This is a genomic window from Micromonospora pisi (assembly GCF_003633685.1).
Lineage (GTDB): Bacteria > Actinomycetota > Actinomycetes > Mycobacteriales > Micromonosporaceae > Micromonospora_G > Micromonospora_G pisi.
In genome coordinates, this window is sequence record NZ_RBKT01000001.1 from 8,210,361 (window position 1) to 8,226,339 (window position 15,979).

The 15,979-nt window shown below is 68.9% G+C and carries 23 protein-coding genes; 21 read left to right on the forward strand and 2 right to left on the reverse strand.

Going from position 1 to position 15,979, the window contains the following annotated elements:
• The 10 genes from BDK92_RS35600 to BDK92_RS35650 all read left to right on the forward strand — a co-directional run bounded on the left by BDK92_RS35600 (position 1) and on the right by BDK92_RS35650 (position 3,979).
• On the forward strand, positions 1-315 hold the full coding sequence (locus BDK92_RS35600; protein WP_121160673.1) for a hypothetical protein: 315 nt from the start codon (positions 1-3) through the stop codon (positions 313-315).
• Positions 316-317: 2 nt separating this feature from the next.
• Positions 318-530: a hypothetical protein gene (locus tag BDK92_RS35605; RefSeq protein WP_121160674.1), complete on the forward strand. Its 213-nt coding sequence runs from the start codon at positions 318-320 to the stop codon at positions 528-530.
• Positions 531-541: 11 nt separating this feature from the next.
• On the forward strand, positions 542-1,003 hold the full coding sequence (locus tag BDK92_RS35610) for a hypothetical protein (RefSeq protein WP_121160675.1): 462 nt from the start codon (positions 542-544) through the stop codon (positions 1,001-1,003).
• Positions 996-1,331 carry a hypothetical protein gene (locus tag BDK92_RS35615; protein WP_121160676.1) on the forward strand — a complete coding sequence of 112 codons (336 nt, stop codon included), beginning with the start codon at positions 996-998 and terminating at the stop codon, positions 1,329-1,331. Before BDK92_RS35610 ends, BDK92_RS35615 begins: the two co-directional genes overlap by 8 nt.
• The gene (locus tag BDK92_RS35620; protein WP_121160677.1) at positions 1,324-1,509 is read left to right on the forward strand and encodes a hypothetical protein; all 186 of its coding nucleotides are present in this window, start codon (positions 1,324-1,326) and stop codon (positions 1,507-1,509) included. The genes BDK92_RS35615 and BDK92_RS35620 overlap by 8 nt, the downstream gene beginning before the upstream one ends.
• Complete coding sequence (locus BDK92_RS35625; RefSeq protein ID WP_121160678.1) at positions 1,493-1,798, forward strand: hypothetical protein; 306 nt, start codon at positions 1,493-1,495, stop codon at positions 1,796-1,798. Before BDK92_RS35620 ends, BDK92_RS35625 begins: the two co-directional genes overlap by 17 nt.
• Positions 1,795-2,112 carry a hypothetical protein gene (locus BDK92_RS35630; protein WP_121160679.1) on the forward strand — a complete coding sequence of 106 codons (318 nt, stop codon included), beginning with the start codon at positions 1,795-1,797 and terminating at the stop codon, positions 2,110-2,112. Before BDK92_RS35625 ends, BDK92_RS35630 begins: the two co-directional genes overlap by 4 nt.
• Positions 2,109-2,747, forward strand: a complete 639-nt coding sequence (locus tag BDK92_RS35635) for a hypothetical protein (protein WP_121160680.1) — start codon at positions 2,109-2,111, stop codon at positions 2,745-2,747. Before BDK92_RS35630 ends, BDK92_RS35635 begins: the two co-directional genes overlap by 4 nt.
• A gap of 492 nt (positions 2,748-3,239) precedes the next feature.
• Complete coding sequence (locus BDK92_RS35645; protein ID WP_121160682.1) at positions 3,240-3,686, forward strand: hypothetical protein; 447 nt, start codon at positions 3,240-3,242, stop codon at positions 3,684-3,686.
• 41 nt (positions 3,687-3,727) lie between these two features.
• Complete coding sequence (locus BDK92_RS35650; protein WP_121160683.1) at positions 3,728-3,979, forward strand: hypothetical protein; 252 nt, start codon at positions 3,728-3,730, stop codon at positions 3,977-3,979.
• Positions 3,980-4,036: 57 nt separating this feature from the next.
• Here BDK92_RS35650 and BDK92_RS35655 read toward each other — a convergent pair whose 3' ends face one another.
• On the reverse strand, positions 4,037-5,173 hold the full coding sequence (locus tag BDK92_RS35655) for an XRE family transcriptional regulator (RefSeq protein WP_342775878.1): 1,137 nt from the start codon (positions 5,171-5,173) through the stop codon (positions 4,037-4,039).
• A 444-nt stretch (positions 5,174-5,617) separates the two neighbouring features.
• A complete protein-coding gene (locus BDK92_RS35660; RefSeq protein ID WP_121160685.1) occupies positions 5,618-5,899 on the reverse strand; it encodes a hypothetical protein in 282 nt (93 codons plus the stop codon).
• 218 nt (positions 5,900-6,117) lie between these two features.
• On the opposite strand from BDK92_RS35660, the gene BDK92_RS35665 reads away from it, so the two are divergent.
• The 11 genes from BDK92_RS35665 to BDK92_RS35705 all read left to right on the forward strand — a co-directional run bounded on the left by BDK92_RS35665 (position 6,118) and on the right by BDK92_RS35705 (position 15,810).
• Positions 6,118-7,848 carry a hypothetical protein gene (locus BDK92_RS35665; RefSeq protein WP_121160686.1) on the forward strand — a complete coding sequence of 577 codons (1,731 nt, stop codon included), beginning with the start codon at positions 6,118-6,120 and terminating at the stop codon, positions 7,846-7,848.
• A gap of 11 nt (positions 7,849-7,859) precedes the next feature.
• Positions 7,860-8,096, forward strand: coding sequence for a hypothetical protein (locus BDK92_RS35670; RefSeq protein ID WP_147457232.1), 237 nt, complete (start codon positions 7,860-7,862; stop codon positions 8,094-8,096).
• Positions 8,093-8,218, forward strand: coding sequence for a hypothetical protein (locus BDK92_RS40930; protein ID WP_281278669.1), 126 nt, complete (start codon positions 8,093-8,095; stop codon positions 8,216-8,218). The genes BDK92_RS35670 and BDK92_RS40930 overlap by 4 nt, the downstream gene beginning before the upstream one ends.
• 150 nt (positions 8,219-8,368) lie before the next feature.
• Positions 8,369-9,649, forward strand: coding sequence for a hypothetical protein (locus tag BDK92_RS38665; protein ID WP_147457233.1), 1,281 nt, complete (start codon positions 8,369-8,371; stop codon positions 9,647-9,649).
• A 13-nt stretch (positions 9,650-9,662) separates the two neighbouring features.
• Positions 9,663-11,945, forward strand: a complete 2,283-nt coding sequence (locus tag BDK92_RS35680) for a hypothetical protein (protein ID WP_121160689.1) — start codon at positions 9,663-9,665, stop codon at positions 11,943-11,945.
• Positions 11,945-12,688: a metal-dependent hydrolase gene (locus tag BDK92_RS35685; protein WP_121160690.1), complete on the forward strand. Its 744-nt coding sequence runs from the start codon at positions 11,945-11,947 to the stop codon at positions 12,686-12,688. The genes BDK92_RS35680 and BDK92_RS35685 overlap by 1 nt, the downstream gene beginning before the upstream one ends.
• Positions 12,689-13,133: 445 nt before the next feature.
• On the forward strand, positions 13,134-14,366 hold the full coding sequence (locus tag BDK92_RS35690; RefSeq protein WP_121160691.1) for a helix-turn-helix domain-containing protein: 1,233 nt from the start codon (positions 13,134-13,136) through the stop codon (positions 14,364-14,366).
• Between the two features lie 247 nt (positions 14,367-14,613).
• Positions 14,614-14,856 carry a hypothetical protein gene (locus BDK92_RS38670; protein WP_147457234.1) on the forward strand — a complete coding sequence of 81 codons (243 nt, stop codon included), beginning with the start codon at positions 14,614-14,616 and terminating at the stop codon, positions 14,854-14,856.
• A gap of 5 nt (positions 14,857-14,861) precedes the next feature.
• Positions 14,862-15,365 (forward strand): hypothetical protein, encoded by a 504-nt coding sequence (locus BDK92_RS35695; protein ID WP_147457235.1) that lies wholly within the window; start codon positions 14,862-14,864, stop codon positions 15,363-15,365.
• Positions 15,362-15,592 carry a hypothetical protein gene (locus tag BDK92_RS35700; RefSeq protein WP_121160693.1) on the forward strand — a complete coding sequence of 77 codons (231 nt, stop codon included), beginning with the start codon at positions 15,362-15,364 and terminating at the stop codon, positions 15,590-15,592. The genes BDK92_RS35695 and BDK92_RS35700 overlap by 4 nt, the downstream gene beginning before the upstream one ends.
• Positions 15,589-15,810, forward strand: a complete 222-nt coding sequence (locus tag BDK92_RS35705) for a hypothetical protein (RefSeq protein ID WP_121160694.1) — start codon at positions 15,589-15,591, stop codon at positions 15,808-15,810. The genes BDK92_RS35700 and BDK92_RS35705 overlap by 4 nt, the downstream gene beginning before the upstream one ends.
• The last annotated feature ends 169 nt before the right edge of the window (positions 15,811-15,979 follow it).

The window sequence follows — 15,979 nt, forward strand, 5'->3', positions numbered from 1 at the left end:
ATGCCCGAAACGACCGCCGCCGAGATGGCCGCGCTCACCATGCACGCCGAGTTCACCCGGGACCGGTTCAGAACACAGGTCACCCGAACTGCCGCCCGGCTGCGGGACCTCGCCGACGACATCGAACGGGCCGCCGGCCGAATCGACTCCGTACCCACCCCCGGTGTGCCGTCGCACGTGACCATCGCCGGCAGCATCCAGCACGACGTGTTGTGGGCGGTGGCGAACATGCACCTCGACCAACTGGCGACGACCGCAGCGGAGGCGGACCAGCTCACCGCCCAGGTCAAAGCCGCCACGGCGCAGCAGGGCTGACCATGCCCAGGCCGTACTGGACCGCAGCCCTGCCGGTTGGATCCGTCATCGAGCACGACGGGATGACGGTGAAAAAGACCCACGACTCCGACCGGGAACCGTTCCCGTGGACCTCGGAGAACGGCACCGAGTACGACGACGAGTGGGCCGCCAATGCTGTCGCCGACGGCGGAGTCCTGACCGAGCCCGAGCCGACTACCAACCCGAGCATCTGAGGAGGAGCCTCGTGTCCGACCAGGACCCGCACAACCCGGACCAGACCCACCCCGACCCGGCCGTCCAGGCGCTCATCGACGCCGCGTGGCTCGGCCAGTGGGACGTGCCGGTCACCGTGGACGACCTTGTCACCGCCGCCCGCCTCGTCCGGGCCGCCGGCACCGGCGCTGTTTCCCTGCCCACCGAATGGGCCGTGAACGTCACCTTCGCCGACGGGAAGGTGAAGACCACCACGGCCGAGAACGAGGAGCACGCGGCGGTGGTCGCTGACAGCATGGCTACCTACCTCGACACCCTGAACGCGCCGACGCGGATCGCGTTCGGTGCGACCAAGGTCGAGATCGTCAGCCGGCGCAGCGAATTCCTTCCCGGTATGGACGCCCGGCTCATCCACGGGTGGCGGCACGTCCGCGACGGGCGGGCGTTCGACTTCGACGACGTCGCCAAGGAAATGGAGGCCGGACGTGGCTGACACCACGAAGGTCCGGACCCGCAGCGAGGCGTTCCGGGTGGCGGTCGCCGAGTTGATGGCCGTATCCGAAGACGATTACGCCTTCACGCGCCCGGACGCGGAGCAGATCAGCAAGCGGACCCTGGCAACCGCCATCGCCTCGGCGCAGGACGTGCCCCGGCTCGCCGACGACGTCGACCGGCTGACCGGGGCGCTCCGCGACATCGAGAAAGTCGCCGCAGGGGTCCTTCTCGAACTGGCCGTCACCATGCCGGACGCCCCGGAATCACTCCGGAACCTGCTCAACACGTTCCGGGACCGGGCACACCGGGCGGTGACCAATGGCTAACACCACCCGCCGCCGGCTCGCCGAGGTGTGCTTCTGGGCCGGGGTCGCCGCCCTCACGATCGTCCTCTTCGGCACCACCCCGCGCACGGTCGAGCTCATCACCGCTCTGATCGGCGTGGTCCTCTTCCTCGCCGCCCGGTGGTTCGGCGCCCAGCAGGAGCGTGACCACCGTGGTTGACCAGCGCCCCGGGTACGCCACCCCAACCCTGACAACCATGGTCGCGCCCGACACGTTCGCCGGCCTGCTGGCCCAGGCCCGCACCCGCGTCCTGACCCAGCTCGCCAAAGCAGCCGCCGACGGTGCCGCCGAGATGCGCCGCCGCGGCCGGCTGATCCCCGATCCGGTGCCTGGTCTCGAAGCCGACGCCGAAGCCCTCGACCGGTACGCCGCCGAATGCCGGGCCGCCGCCGCCGACGACACCCTGCCGACACCGTCCGGACCCCACTACCCGAGGAGGCACCCATGACCGACCGACCCAAAATGGAGATCCACTACGCGGACGGGTGGGCCGCCCTGTACGTAGACGGCCAGGTCGACCCCGACACCGTCGGCGACTCGCACCTTGCCGAGGAGCGCGCCTTCGAACTGCTCGGGGTGAAGCAGGTTCAGAACGACGCGTTCATGTGCGGCCAGTCGCAGCGGGACGGTGTCGCCCCGAGGCTCGACGACGTCGCCGCGTACCGGAAGGAGCGGGACGCCCGTCGCGCCGAGGCAAACCGGCTCCGCAGGCAGGCCGCCGAACTGCTCCAGCAGGCAGACACGCTGGACACGAGCCGGTGAGCACCGACCGGATCCTCACCCAACGCGACCACCTCACCGCCATGGTCGCCCTCGACACGATCGCACCACTCACCACCCGGGTCCGGAGCTTCCTCGCCCACGGCCGCCGCATCACCCTCACCAAGAGGTACACCTACGAGGACAGCCCGCCGGAGGTCACCGTTGGTCTCGCCCTGAACGCCGTTGACGTGTGGAAGCAGCCCGACGCGGCCGGCTTCACCGTCCGACTGAAACCCGGCATCCTCGTCCAGTTCGGGATGGCCGCCTACGCCTCCGACGGCGATGTCACCGAGCAGGCGGCGTGGGCCCGGTATCACGCCGACACCGACCGGCGCCGGAACATGACCCGGGTCGACATCACCGGTGGGCTACCCGACGACGGCCCCGCCCGTGACGACCGGATCGCCATCCGGGCATGGAACCAGCACGGGGTGTGCACCGAAACCGTGGTGGCATTTGACCCCGGCCCCGACACCGACATGGTCGCCCGGCACCTGTACGTCCGCGACTGGGACACCGACACCCACGACGCCGCCCACCGCTGGGACATGGGCAACGTGTCCGAGTTGCAGGTGGCCGACTACCGGGAGGCCGCCCGGAAGCTCCTCGCCGCCATCAACGAACCGGAGCGGTGACGATGACTGACTACCTCGACCCGGCCGACGTAGCTGCCCTCAGGATGTTGGCCGGCGCTAACTTCCTCCATGGGGCGAGCGTCGTCCTGCCTTCTGGGCGGACGCTCGACCCCAACGAGGTTCAGGCGCTCGCGTCGGCGTACGCGCCATCAGCACGGGACGGCCGAGAAGAGGCCGACAACCCTGAAGTTGGCGTGGGGCCAGCCGTCGATCTGTACCTCGCGGGAGGCGGCAACCCGGCGAACGCGCGAACCATGGCCCTGCTCCGTGAGGCAGACCGGGGCGCCGCACGCCGACAGCGTCCGGTAGCCGGTACACCGGTCGCGCCCGAAAGTGTCCTACTGAAGACCCCGAGGTTGCCTTCCTGGCCCTACAGGTATCCGCCCCTGAGTTGGCTGCACGCGGCCATTTCGTGGTGCGGTGACACCCCGTTCCGGGTCGCAGTCACGATGACAACGTGCGTCGCAGGCGGCATCCTGGTGGTGGTCCTCTGTGGCTGACCTGACCGACGCCGAACGGCTGGCCGAAGCCAGCGAGACCATCATCGGCGCCATCGAGAACGGCCCGTGGGTGCTGATCCCGGACCCCACCCTGCGCGCCCTGGTCGGCGGGTACGTCGCCGAAACCTGCCACACGGTGGCGTCCGCCGCCGGCCTCGACCAGGCCATGGAACGGGCCCACGACGCCATGCCGCAGCGGCTCGGCACTACCCTGCCGGTGGTGACCCCGGACGCCCGGGAGCGGATCGCGAAACACCTGTGGGTCGCCGACGCCGGTGACCCCGACACGTGGGACCGGATCCGGGCCGCCGAAACCGCGCTCGCCGAGTACAACGCCGCCGGCGGTAGCGCCCTTCGGCTGGTCGAGTCGGACCGCCGTGCCCGGCTGCTGGCGTGGGCGGACAAGATCCTGGCCATCGCCACCAGCAAGAAGGACTGACCGGCAACGCCGGAACCAACACCCAACAGAGCGGAGACCGCATGCACACCGAAGAGACCGTGGCCGAGATGCTGACCGAACCCGAGGACGGAACCCGTCTCGTCGTCCAGAACGGCGACACCGAGTTCAAGGTCATCTGGCGTGACGACGCCGAAGCCAAGAACTGGAGCCCCAACAAGACCGACCGCTGGTTCGACGCCGAAGACTCCGACCCGATGGAGCTGTACCAGCACGTCAAGTACGCCACGGCCGTCTACCCCCTCGGGGAACCGCTGGCCGTTTACGGCCGCTGACCCGACAACACGAAAGCCGGCCACCCGAACAGGGCGGCCGGCTTCGTCGTGTGTGCGTCAGGCGCCGAGGATCTGGTCCCGCCAACGCCACGCCAGGTCGATGCACCCCGCCCCGGCCGGTGCCACCCGGCCGCCGGCCAGCAGCTCCCGAATCGCCTGCTCGGTGAACGGCACCGTCTCGGCCATCACACCCTCATCGTTCCGGTCGACGAAGTCAGCGCTCAACTCGTCGAACAGGTCCGGGTCGATCACGGCGACGGTCAGCACCTCACCGATCAGGGTCAACGCGTCCAACGCCACCCCGAGCGCGTACACCCGCAACCTGCCGTCGGCCCGCGCCGCGTCCAGTCCGGCGAACGGCTCCACGGTGTAGTCGACCGGGTCCCCGTCCCCGCCGGCCTCGGCCAGGCCCAACAGCTCCTCGCTGTACTCCCGCTGAATGTTCCGCCACAACGAGAAGTCAGCCGCGGCCCCGGCCGGTAGGACCGACGACGGCTGGAAAATCCCGCTGGGGATCACCTGCAACATGCCGCCGGCCGACGCCACCGAACGCGGATCCCGCCGGTGCAGCAAGAACGACGGCTCCGACCCGCCCCGGATCGTCAGCGTCGAGATCGCCGACACCAACGGCCGGCGGCCCAAGTCGAACGGGTCGCCAATCAACTTCCGGTACGGCAGGTCCCGCAACGCCGTCGGCCGCACCTGGCCGCCGTCGAGCGCCACGTAGGCCAGCTCGTGGGCGACGACCTCCGCGATGTCGACCGACGCGAAGTAGCTGCTGTCGGCGTACGCCATCTGCCCCGAACCGCCGGCCCAGCCGATGTCGGTCAGCCGCCAGCACATGCGGTTCTCAAACAACCTCGGCTGGGACAAGTCCCGGATCGCGTGCGTGTACCGGGGGTACCGGCGGACCAGGGTGTTCATCGGCCGCACCAGCGCCGACGCCTCCTCCGTCCCGTCCAGCACCGGCGGCATCGCGGCCGGGTCCGCGCGGAGCTCGACGTCCCGCAGGTCGACCGGGCCGTCCGGCAACCACCCGGGCCCGGCGATCAGGCCGGTGTCGCCGAGCGCAGTCGACCCGTACAAGCCGGCAGCGGCCAGGGCCAGGCGCCGCCGGTTGCCGTTGAGCGCGGCCCGGGTGGTCCGCCACTGCTGTTGGCTGTCGGCGACACGCGGATCCAACTCGTCGGTCATGAACTCCCAATCGTGAGGCTTCCGAGGTTTCGGCACGGTGGGGGAGGACAGGCCAAGCTGGTCGACCGTGGTCCCGAGGGCGGTCGCAAGGTGACCGCGGTTCCGGACCCCTGGCTGCACGACACCTGTTTCCCACCGTGACACCGACCGGCCCGTAACCGCGCTACTGCGGCCCGCAAGACGGTTGATCTCGTCCGCCAGGCCCTCCTGGGTAAGCCCCTTGCTTTCGCGCAGCTCGCTAAGTCGGTTCGGTGTCCCGTTCATGTTCACCGCCTCGGTGCGCTCATCGGATCAGCAATCCGACACCAGCGTATGGGCAGCCATTCAGCAATGCGCATGGGCTGCTGACCGGCTGCGGTGCAAATGCCGTTCCCTGCGGCGCTCGACCGGATCACGGTGGACATCAGCAGGTGATCAACGGCAGGGCGGGAGTGGAACGTGGTCCTACAAGCCATCGGGGTGGTCGGCGTCGCGCCACTTTCGCGACTCGGCCAGCACCGCGAGCACATCCTCGGGGTGGCACAGCCGGTCGCCGGATGGGTCGAGTCGGTATCGGATCAGGATCCGCTTCGCGCCGAATCGGGCGCCCTTGGTGAGCCAGCGGTCGACGCTGGACCGCGATGCCGGTTTGCCGGGACGCCCGAACAGGATCATCAGGTCACCGATCTTGACCTCTTCGCCCTCGTTCAGCCGCCGCTCGACATCGGCCGCGTTCTCTTCGTCCACGCTTCGCCCCCTCACCCGTGTTGGCGGTGATCTTAACCGCGACTTCGGGGCGAGGCGTACAGCCGGACGGCTCGACGCTGCGGGTGTCACGGTGAATCAGTGTACCGCTCATCTCTGTCATGCCGAGTATCCCGGATAGCCCGATCATCCCGAGTGTGGCACACTTCGACAAGGAAGACCCCCACGAACCCAGACCCAAGCGATGAGGAGGAAGGCCCGTGATCCAGACCGCCACGGCCCAGTCGAGCCCCGGCATCCCCGGTTGGCTGACTCCCGTCGCCGACTTCGTTGCGACGTACGCATCCGCGTTCCTCTTCGGAGCCGGAGCGGTCGGGGCGGTGCTCGCCATCACCATGCTCGCCAAGTTCCTCCGCACCGGGCACGCCCACAAAAAGCTCGGCAACCTCGCGGTCCTACTCGCCACCGGCTTCGCCATGGAAGGCATGTTCGAGGTCGCCCGACACCGACTCGACCTCACCTTGGCGCTCGCCGTCGTGTTCTGCGCGACCTTCGAGATCCTTGCCGCCTGGTTGGGGGCGCTCGCCCGCCACAAGCGCAAGCTCGACCCGCTCGCCGACATCGCCCGCTACATGAGCGGGCTGTGGGCCGTAGCCATCGTCTCCGGAATCATCGCCTGCACCGCCGGCAACAACCTCACCGAAGTCCTGCTCCGCCTCGTGAGCCCCTGCGCCGCCGGCCTGGTCTGGTGGATCAACCTCATGGCCGACCGGCCGGCGACGACCACCACCCGGCCCCGGTCCACGTGGATTTACACCCCGCGAGAGATCTGCATCCGCCTTAAGCTCATCCGGCCCGGCGAGCAGGACATCAACGTGGCCGCCCGGGAGCATCGGGTCAACACCATGCTCCGGGTCGCCGCCGGCCTCGTCACCGCCGACCCGGTCCGCGGCCAGAAGCTCGCCGACAAGCTGAGCCGCCTCGCCACCGACGACGAAGACGTGGTGACCGAGGTCGCCGAGCGGTACCGGCGAGGCGCCACCGTCCAAGAACAGATCTTCGGCCGCATCCTGATCCAGCCACACACCCGGCTCACCGCGGCCGTCACCGTGCCGGCCGCATGGTGGGAGGGCATCCTGCCGCACCGACGGGTTCGCCGGCTCGCTGCCGTACTGGCCACCGAGCAAGCGAACGCAGCCGCAACCCTGGCCGCCGCTCACGCCGAGACCGAACGGGTGAGTGGGTCTCTCGCCGAGATGACCGAGCTGTTCGAGACCGCCTCCACTGAGGCGCAGCGAGAGAGTGAGAAGGCCACTCAGGCTCTCAACGCCCAGCGCGCTGCCGAGAGGGACGCGTCCGAGAGTCGACGAGAGATTGAGAGGGTGCGGGCAGAGGTCACCGCTGCGATCGAACGCGAGAGGGCAGCCGTTGCCGCCCGGGTCGCCGCCGTACGAGCTGAGACCGACGAGACTGCCCGGCGGGTTCAGGAACTCGACCGGCAACTCATCGAGACGCGCGCTCTCACCTCTCACGCCAAGCAGACCATCGCCGACCTGCGGGAACGCCTCGCCGACCAGGAAGCACTGCATCGCCGGGAGCTGGACGCCACCATCGGCCGAATGAGCGCCGAGAGGGCAGCCGCCGTCGCGACCGCCCGAGAGGAAGCTCTCGCCTCTCGCCGGGACCGCCCAGCACCCGCCCGCCGGGACAGCGGTGAGAGGACTCCCAAGAGCGGGGGCGACTCTCGCTCACCGGAGTGGACCGATCAGCAGTTGCAGGCGTTCAAACTCCGCGACAGCAACCCGGCTCTCACCGTGAAGGACATCGCCGATCAGATCGGTGTGGGTGAGAGCACCGTCTTCCGGTGGTTCCAGCGCCGCAAGGAAGCGGCCAAGACTCTCGCTCCGGCGGTGCCGACACTCCCGCTCCCGGACCCCCGTCAGCCCGTGACCGCCGGCACGAACGGCACCCACGTCAACACCGAGAAGTGAAGGAGACCTACATGGAGAACACACCCGTCACGGTTGACGCCGTCCGGTCCAAGCGCCGACAGGCGCCCCCGGCCCCAAGCCCGCTCCCTCTGTCGACCGGCCTGTTCAGCGTGAGTGGCGTCGTCGGGGTCCTTGGAGCGGTGTCCGTCTACGCAAATCGGCCCGAACAGGCCGCAATCGTCCTCTCGGTCATGGCGCTACTGCTGATCACAGCGGTCGCCGAGCGAATCAAGGAGCGGCGGCCGTGAGACGCACCGAGATCGAACCGCACCAAAACCGACCGGCGGCACCCCTGATCTACGGGCTACTGGCGGCGATCCTCGTCGTTCTCCTGGCTGGATTCCTCCTCGGCCTCTGGCGGTCACTCTAGGTGATTGTCGGGTTGTCGGTCCGACAACCCGACAAGCCGATGTGGGTACTCCGTCTCCAGGTCAGACCCCAACCCTGGCGGGTCGACAACACAACCGACAGCCCGACAACCGACAACCCGACAACACGTAGCGTCACAGAAGGAGGGTCCATGACTACCGAAGTCGCGACCCCACCAGCGGTGGAGAAGCCAAGCCCTGCCAAGGCACCCAAGGCGCAACCCACCGCCGACAAGCCCACCACCGTCCTCACCGTGCCCGCGAAGCCGGCTGCGGTTACCGGCGCCAACGTGGTCGCAATCGGCGGCACCGCAGCCGCTGCCGCCGGCCCGGTTGGTTGGGCTGTCGCCGCCGTCGTAGCCGGTGGCGCGGTCGCCGGGTACACCGTCCGCCGGGCGGTGATCCGCCGCAACGCGAAGGCTGACGGCGGCGGGACCCCGGGTGTCGGTCCTCTGTTCAGTGGCCGGCCACCTGCCGGCGGGGGGCGTAACAAGGGCTCGCGTGCCGGGGGAGGGGCGTCGAACCGGGCCGGGTCTGGCGGTACGAGCGGTGGTCGGTCGGACCGGTCGGGTGGCTCCTCGCGCACCGCAGCGCAGAGGGCGAAGTCGGCGGGCCGCAGCCTCCTGGACCGGCTGGGCCGCAAACCCGGCGGAGACAAGTCACCGGGCGGTGGGGGCGGGCGCAACAAGCGCACCACTGGAGGGCCGGCAAGCAAGATGAGCCGGGCCGCCGGCCGGGCCGCAGCCAGCGCAGCACGAGGGCTGTGGAACGCGGTCAAAGCACAACGGACCGCAGCCGCGAAGAAGAAGCAAGACCGCGCTGCCGCCGGCAAGAAGACGAAGCCTCAGAAGGCGTGGGGGTGGGCGCGGAAGATCACGCGCCGGGTCCTCGGAAAGAAGGACCAGCCCAAGCCGGCCGCTAAGACACCCACGACGAAACCCGAAGCCCCGCGCGTGACCGGCGACAAGGTCCGCCGCGGTCAGGCGCCCGACGCCACCAACCAGAACCCGAGCAAGCCGGCGACCAACCGGGCCGCCCGCACCACCGAAAGGAACCCTCTCATGGGTAACAACAACGCACAGCAGAGCACCAGCCCATTCTGGGCGGCGGCCCGGCAGGTCCACGCCACCGCAGCCCAGCACAAGCCCCGTGGCATGCTCGCCCGCCGGCAGGAGGCATTCGAGATGCCCGCCGCGCTCGGTGAGATCGCCGCCGGTCTGCGGCTCCTCGCCCAGACCCACACCTCCCAGGAGCCCCTGGAGCCGGCGTACGCCGCTGCGGTCATGCAGGTCGCCGCCACGGTCGAGTCCGCCGCCCAGGCGTCCCGCCACCTCGCCCCCGCCTTCGACGCACTCCACTCCGTCCAGGTCCGCCGGCTGTTGCAGCCGAAGGTCGGCGAGGACATGTGGGACACCGTCAACAACAAGCCCTGATCGGACGACGACGATGACGACGAGCAAGCGACGCCAGAACAAGAACTGGCAGCTCGACTGGGCTGGCCGGCACGGCACCGCCTGGGGCACCGTCAACGCCTGCCTCACGGTGGTGTCCGTGGCGGTCGTCGGCCGGTACGTGCAGGGCTGGTGGCCGATCCGGGAAACCCCGATGCTGCTGTTCGCCGCTGCGCTGACCGTGCTCGCCGTCGTCGCCGTTCTCGGCCGGGCGGCGGTACGGAAGACCGGCACACCGGGCGCGACCGTCTTCTACCAGGTGTGCTGCATGGTCGGCGCCGGCATCTGGGTCATGTTCATGTACGCGGCCGACCAGTGGACATGGCGGTCGGTGATCTCCGGTGTCGCCGCCCTCGCGTTCGCGGCCATCGTCGCCGGGGTGCTCGCCGGGCTCGCGTCCGACGACCCACCCCCGGCAGACGACGAGAAGAAGGAGGAGGAGGTTCCAGCTCGGCCGACCGTCGGCCCCGACGGGAACCCGGACGAGACCCTGCCAAAACGCAACGCCCTCGCGATCGAGTGGGAAGAACGGCTCAACCGGCTGTGCGACGTGCCGAAGGGCAGCACCGTGCAGGTGCCAAACGTCGAACTGTGGCCCAAGGGCAACGGGTACACCGTGGAAGCGGTCATGCCGGCCGTTGGTGGGTTGTCGTGGAAGACGGTCAACCAAGCGGCCGACTCGCTCGCCAACGACCTCGACCTTGACGAAGGGTGCCGCCTGAACGTCGAGATGGGGCCGTCCCGTCGGGTCGCGCTCATCGAGGTGATGACCCAATCGACCTTAGGGGAGGACCAACCGTACGGGGACGACTACAGCCCTCTGTCGATCTACGACCCACTCCCCGGTGCCGTACGCGATGACGGCACGGAGATCGGCCCCGAACTGCGGTCGAAGTGCATGCTCCTCGTCGGCGAAACCGGGTCCGGTAAGACCAACGCCGGCAACGTCATCGGCGTAGGCGTGGCCCGCTGCCGCGACGCCCTGCTGTGGGACATCGATTTCACTGCCGGCCTGTACCTCAACCTCCTCGCCGCGTTCATGGCAGGCAAGGCCAAGCAGCCGGCAGTCGACTGGGCGGCGTGGGACGAACACGAAGCCCTGCTGATGACCCGCGCGGCGATGCGCGGCCACCGGGCTCGGAAGTCCGGCTACCTGGAGCTGATGCGCGAGGTCGATGACGACAAGATCCCCGTGTCGGCGGAGGTGCCCGAGGTGGTCATCCGGGCGGACGAGATCAAACGCATCACCGGTGCCCCCTCCGAGTACCCCGAACTCAAGCAGCACCTCAGCGACATCATTTTTGAGGGGCGTGCGGCGGCCTTCCGGGAAGTCCTCCTCGGGCTCCGGGCCACAGCGGACATCGTCGACACCGGCATCCAGGCCCAGTGCGGTGTGATCGCGGTGACCCGGGCCAAGTCCGACGCCGAGTACGCGTGGGCGTTCGGGTGGCACTCCGGCGCCACCGTGGAAGGCGCACCCCACCCTGGGTGCGGCTTCATCTCATTGGAGTCCGGGGCGAAGCCAATCCCGGAGAAGTGGCGCAGGCTGCGCCCCAAGCAGTTGATGGAGGTAGGCATGGCCGTGGACGGTATTCAGCCACAGATGGACGAACTGACCCGGCTGGCACTCGACGGACGGAACCCGGACGGGACACCGATGCAGGGGCTCCTCCCCGGTGACCTGGACTGCTACTCGACTAGGTGGGAGAGGTTCCGGGACCGGTTCGGCGGTGACCACCCGTCGCAGCCGGGGCTGCCGACGCCGCCGGCCGACGATGTCGAGTCGAACGCCGCCCAGGGTGTGCGCAGCGAGGGCGACGAGCTGCCGACGCCGCCGGCCGGGCCGGTCGTGTCTCAGGCGCAGGCGCTTTCCGACCTCGCCGCCACGATGGCCACTCTTCAGGAGGCGGTCGCCAAGGCCAAGGCCGAGCACGGCGAGGATGCCAACCTGCCCCCGTATGACCCGCAACTGCACGCCGATTTCGATGCCATTCTCGAAGCCGAAGGGTTCGGCACTGATGTGGACTGGGGTGACCCGGACAACTGGGCAACGCTGGTGGAGAGCGCACCGCAGCCCGACGACGAGGACAAGCTGCTCAACCTGATCCGTGATGCCGGCCCGACCGGTGCCCGCCCTCGGGACCTGCTGAACCAGTTGAAGGAGCAGCACGGCATCGTCACCAGCCGGGACACACTCCACACCCGGTTGCGGGCTCTCCGCGACGCCGGCAAGGTCCACAACCGGGAACACGGCCGCTGGAAGCTTGAGACGAACTGATGCTCGGGCGGACTCATGCGCTGAGCGGCGCGACCGGCTGGGTAGCCGGCTGCGCCGCAGCGACCGCCGTCGGGGCGGCGCCCTCGATGCAGGTGATGGTCGTCGGCGGGTTGGTGTCCGCCGGCATGGCGATCTTCCCCGACATCGACCACCCGCAGTCGACGATCGCCCGCACCCTCGGCCCGGTCACCGGCCTGGTGGCCCGGGGCATCGCCGCCGGGGCGTCCCGGCTCCGATCCGCGTCGTGTGACCACTGCGCCACCGGCCGGCGGAAGGGCGGGCACCGGCAGCTCACCCACACCGCTCTGTTTGCCCTCGCCCTCGGCGGGCTGGTCAGCCTCGCCGGCTGGCTGGCCGGGGCGCGCGTCGGCCTGGTCGTCGTGTGGGTTGCGGTTGGGCTCGCCGCCCGGGTGCTCCTGTCCCGCCGGCAGCGCGGCACCCTCGGCGCCGTGTTGATCGCCTCGGTGGTCACAGCCGCGGTTGCGGTCACTACCGAGATGCCGTGGTGGTGGCTCGGTGGGCCAGTCGCGTGGGGAACGTTCGCCCACTCCCTCGGCGACGCGGCCACGAAGTACGGGGCGCCACTGTGGTGGCCGGCCCGGATTCGCGGGTGCCGGTGGGCGCGTGTCGGCATGTGGGAACCGTTGAGATTCACCACTGGCGATACAGTGGAGCGTGTGGTGTGGTGGTTTCTGCTGTTCAGCTCGATCGGCGGCACCAGCTACGTCCTCACAGGAAGCTGATGCGGTGGCCGATGGTTGGCATTGGGAGACCCGTGACGCGCAGGGCACAGTCCGCGCTCACGGGTCCGAACCGATGTGGGGCACCCCCGAAGACCAAGCCCGCGCCATCGGCCTGTGGGTGATGAATCAGATGGCCCAACTCGTGTGGGCCGCCGCCCCCGACTACGACCAGTTGGCTGGTGTACAGATCCGAGCCTGGTCAACCAAGCACCGGATTGAGGCGGTCGCCACCGGTGATGAGTGGCTGGAAACCCTGCGACCGGCCGATCGAGTCACCCCAGATGGTGCACCTCGGAAACGCGAGAGGGGCCGGCGTCCAGACCGGCCCCTTCAATGCGCGCAGGTGTCAGGCTAGCAGCCGTCGACCACGAGCAGTACCGTCGACAACACCTAACGGGACCGTCCAGGGTCCCGCCCATCACCCTCGTCCAGGAGGGCAGGATCAGTGCAGACCATCGGGGATAACATCGCCCGGATTCGTAAGCAGCGAACGATCACCCAGGAACACCTTGCCGAAGCTGCCGGCCTCAGCGTCGAAACGATCCGCAAGCTCGAACGGAATGAGCGCACGGCCGCGCGGATGTCGACCTTGAACAAGATCGCCCGTGTTCTGGGGGTTGCCACATCCACCCTGCTCGGCAACGTGGCCCGAGGTGCAGCCAACCGGGAGCCCGACTCGATACCCCTCGGTCTCGTCGACATGCGGCGAGCACTGACACCGGTACGCGGCCTCGGCGGGCAACTCGTTGAGGCGGGCCCCGAGCAAACCGCCCCCGCCTTGGATGATGTTCGGGACGCGATCCTGACCGCTAACCGGATGTACCACGCCAACGACTACACGAACACGCTGATGGTGCTGCCTGGCCTGCTTGGTGAGGCCCGAATGCTGGTCGACATCACCGATGGGGACGAGCGCCTGACCGCGCACATCCTTGCCGCCCGCGCGCATCAACTCGCAGGCAGGCTGATGATCCAAATGCGTCAGGTTGACCTGGCGCACGCCGCCCTGACGTTGGCGCTCGACCACGCCGACCAGTCCGGTGACGAACTCACCGGCGCGGCAGCTATCGGCCCCATGTGCTGGCTGCTGCTGCGGCAGGGGCGGCTCGGCGAGACTGAGCAGTTGGCCATCAGTACAGCCGACCGAATCGAACCTCGTATGTCCCGGGCTCGGCCTGCTGAGGTCGCCCTGTGGGGTGAGATGTACGTGCGGGCGGCGGCAGCCGCGGTACGGGACAACCGGGACAACGACGCCGATCAGATGTTGGACCTTGCTGCCACAGCGGCGCAGCGCCTCGGCGACGAAACCGATGAGGTCATCGCAACCGGTGGAATCGACCTGTCGACCGGGTCGGTGGCGATGATGAGGGTGGAGGCTGCGGTGATCGCGGGCCGCCCGGATCGGGCGTTGACGCTCTCTACCGGCATTGAGCGGTCTCCGCAGGTCACCCCGTCGTCCCGCCAGCGGCATCGTCTTGACGTTGCGTCGTCGTACGCCCAAACGGGGCAGTACGCCGAGGCGACCGGTGTGCTGCTGGAGATTCGGGAGCAGGCTCCCGCGTGGATTCGTCAGCAGCGGTATGCCCGAGACATCGTGGAATCCATTCGGGATGTGCGACGCAGGGCGATGACGCAGGAGATGGCGGACTTGGCGAAGCTGGTCGGTGTAGACGTCTGACCAGGGAAACCTGTACCGCATGTACCAGTTGGGACGGTGCGTACACGAAGTGGTACGCACCGTCCCTTCACCTTCTGTGATCGTCTGGGGACGATCGGAGTAGGCGCGGCGACTAGTTCCGTGAGGGGTACGTAGTCGCCGCGCCTCCCGATCGGCGCCGGGCCGACTTCCCCCGTGGTGGGCCCGGCGCTTCCCTTTGGTGGGGGAGCAGACGGGCGTCACCCCCACCCGCGACCGAGGTGGGCGAATGACGAACAGCAGCAGGCGAAAATACTTCAACGACGGGCAGGAGCCCGAGAGCGGGCCGCTGCCCGAACCGGAAACCCCACCAACCCCCAAGCCCGCACCGTCCCCGCCGCCGGTGGTCGAGCCGCCGGCCGACGTGGTTAGCCTCATCGCCGCCACGATGGTCATGGGACGCTCCGGCACCCCGCACGCCCAGGCTCTGATCAGCCGCAACCGCAGTCGGCGCTGGCGGCGGATCGGATGATGGCCGTGGAGGACTCCCGCCCGCACGGCACGATCATGCCGCCGCAGGTGTGGCCGGCGATGCTCGGCAACGCGAGGGCGATCGTCGAAGCGCACCTCAACGAGCAGGAGTGTGGACTGTGCCCGGCGTATCGGCGGGGCGAGTGCGCCCGGTTGGCGTGGGCGAACCGGATGCTCGCCGACCCGGTGATGCTCGCGGTCGAGCGTGCCGCCGAGTCTGGAACACGACCGGTTACGGTCGGCGACCTGCCCGCAGTACCGGACGGCACGGTGGTGCACCTGGCGCCGGGGGACTGGTCCGACGGGCGTACGACGCAGACGCTGACCACGAACGTGAGGGTCCTGCGGGTGCATACCGACCGGGCGGACCCGAACGGAACCCAGGTGTGGGTTACCGGCCACTGGTTGGAGTGCGGGTGGGAGTCGGTGCCGCCGCATCCGCCATGCGCGGAGGTGCTGGTGGAGGCTAGGGCTGTCCTGACCGCGCTTGTGGCGTTGGCGGGATCATGAGCCGCGTTGATGAGCCGTTGACCCGGGCCGCGATCTGGGAGGCGGCGGCGATGACGATCGCCCAGCACGAGGGCCGGGGCACCTCCTATGCCCCCGGTACTTGCGCCTGCTGTACCCCGGACGGGTGCGCCCAGCTCGCGTGGGCGGTGGCGATCCGGGCCGGCCGGAGCGCGGTGTACCCGGAACCGCAGCATCAGCCGGTTGATCGGTTGGCAGTCGCCCTGTGACCGATGAGGACGGCGCGGGGTTGACGAAGGTCACCTACAACCTGACGCCGGGTGCGCTTGATGCCCGGGACGAGTTGGTTGCGGGGTGGCGGGTGACGAGGACGAGGGCGGTGGATCGGGCGTTGCGTGTTGCCGCGATGGTGCATCGTATTGCGCCGGATGGGCATATGCGTGTGATGCGGGATGACGGGTCGGTCGCGGACGTGTATTTCGTTTGAGTTGGCGGGGTGGTTGCCGGTTCGCCGGTTGATGAGTGCTGTTCTTTTTTTGCACAACAGAAACACGACTTACATTCATGTGTGTCTATTGACTGATGGAAGACTGGCCCTCTAATGTCCTTCGCTATGAGAACACTCAGCCGCCGCGCAATCGCGGCGACCCTCGCCG

What these genes read in the sequence shown, in the direction of transcription:
- BDK92_RS35605 (WP_121160674.1), top strand. Translation starts at nt 318, where the DNA reads ATGCCCAGGCCGTACTGGACCGCAGCCCTGCCGGTTGGATCCGTCATC.
- BDK92_RS35680 (WP_121160689.1), top strand. Translation starts at nt 9,663, where the DNA reads ATGACGACGAGCAAGCGACGCCAGAACAAGAACTGGCAGCTCGACTGG.
- BDK92_RS38665 (WP_147457233.1), top strand. Translation starts at nt 8,369, where the DNA reads ATGACTACCGAAGTCGCGACCCCACCAGCGGTGGAGAAGCCAAGCCCT.
- BDK92_RS35655 (WP_342775878.1), bottom strand. Translation starts at nt 5,173, where the DNA reads ATGACCGACGAGTTGGATCCGCGTGTCGCCGACAGCCAACAGCAGTGG.
- BDK92_RS35630 (WP_121160679.1), top strand. Translation starts at nt 1,795, where the DNA reads ATGACCGACCGACCCAAAATGGAGATCCACTACGCGGACGGGTGGGCC.
- BDK92_RS35620 (WP_121160677.1), top strand. Translation starts at nt 1,324, where the DNA reads ATGGCTAACACCACCCGCCGCCGGCTCGCCGAGGTGTGCTTCTGGGCC.
- BDK92_RS38670 (WP_147457234.1), top strand. Translation starts at nt 14,614, where the DNA reads ATGACGAACAGCAGCAGGCGAAAATACTTCAACGACGGGCAGGAGCCC.
- BDK92_RS35670 (WP_147457232.1), top strand. Translation starts at nt 7,860, where the DNA reads ATGGAGAACACACCCGTCACGGTTGACGCCGTCCGGTCCAAGCGCCGA.
- BDK92_RS35600 (WP_121160673.1), top strand. Translation starts at nt 1, where the DNA reads ATGCCCGAAACGACCGCCGCCGAGATGGCCGCGCTCACCATGCACGCC.
- BDK92_RS35685 (WP_121160690.1), top strand. Translation starts at nt 11,945, where the DNA reads ATGCTCGGGCGGACTCATGCGCTGAGCGGCGCGACCGGCTGGGTAGCC.
- BDK92_RS35650 (WP_121160683.1), top strand. Translation starts at nt 3,728, where the DNA reads ATGCACACCGAAGAGACCGTGGCCGAGATGCTGACCGAACCCGAGGAC.
- BDK92_RS35700 (WP_121160693.1), top strand. Translation starts at nt 15,362, where the DNA reads ATGAGCCGCGTTGATGAGCCGTTGACCCGGGCCGCGATCTGGGAGGCG.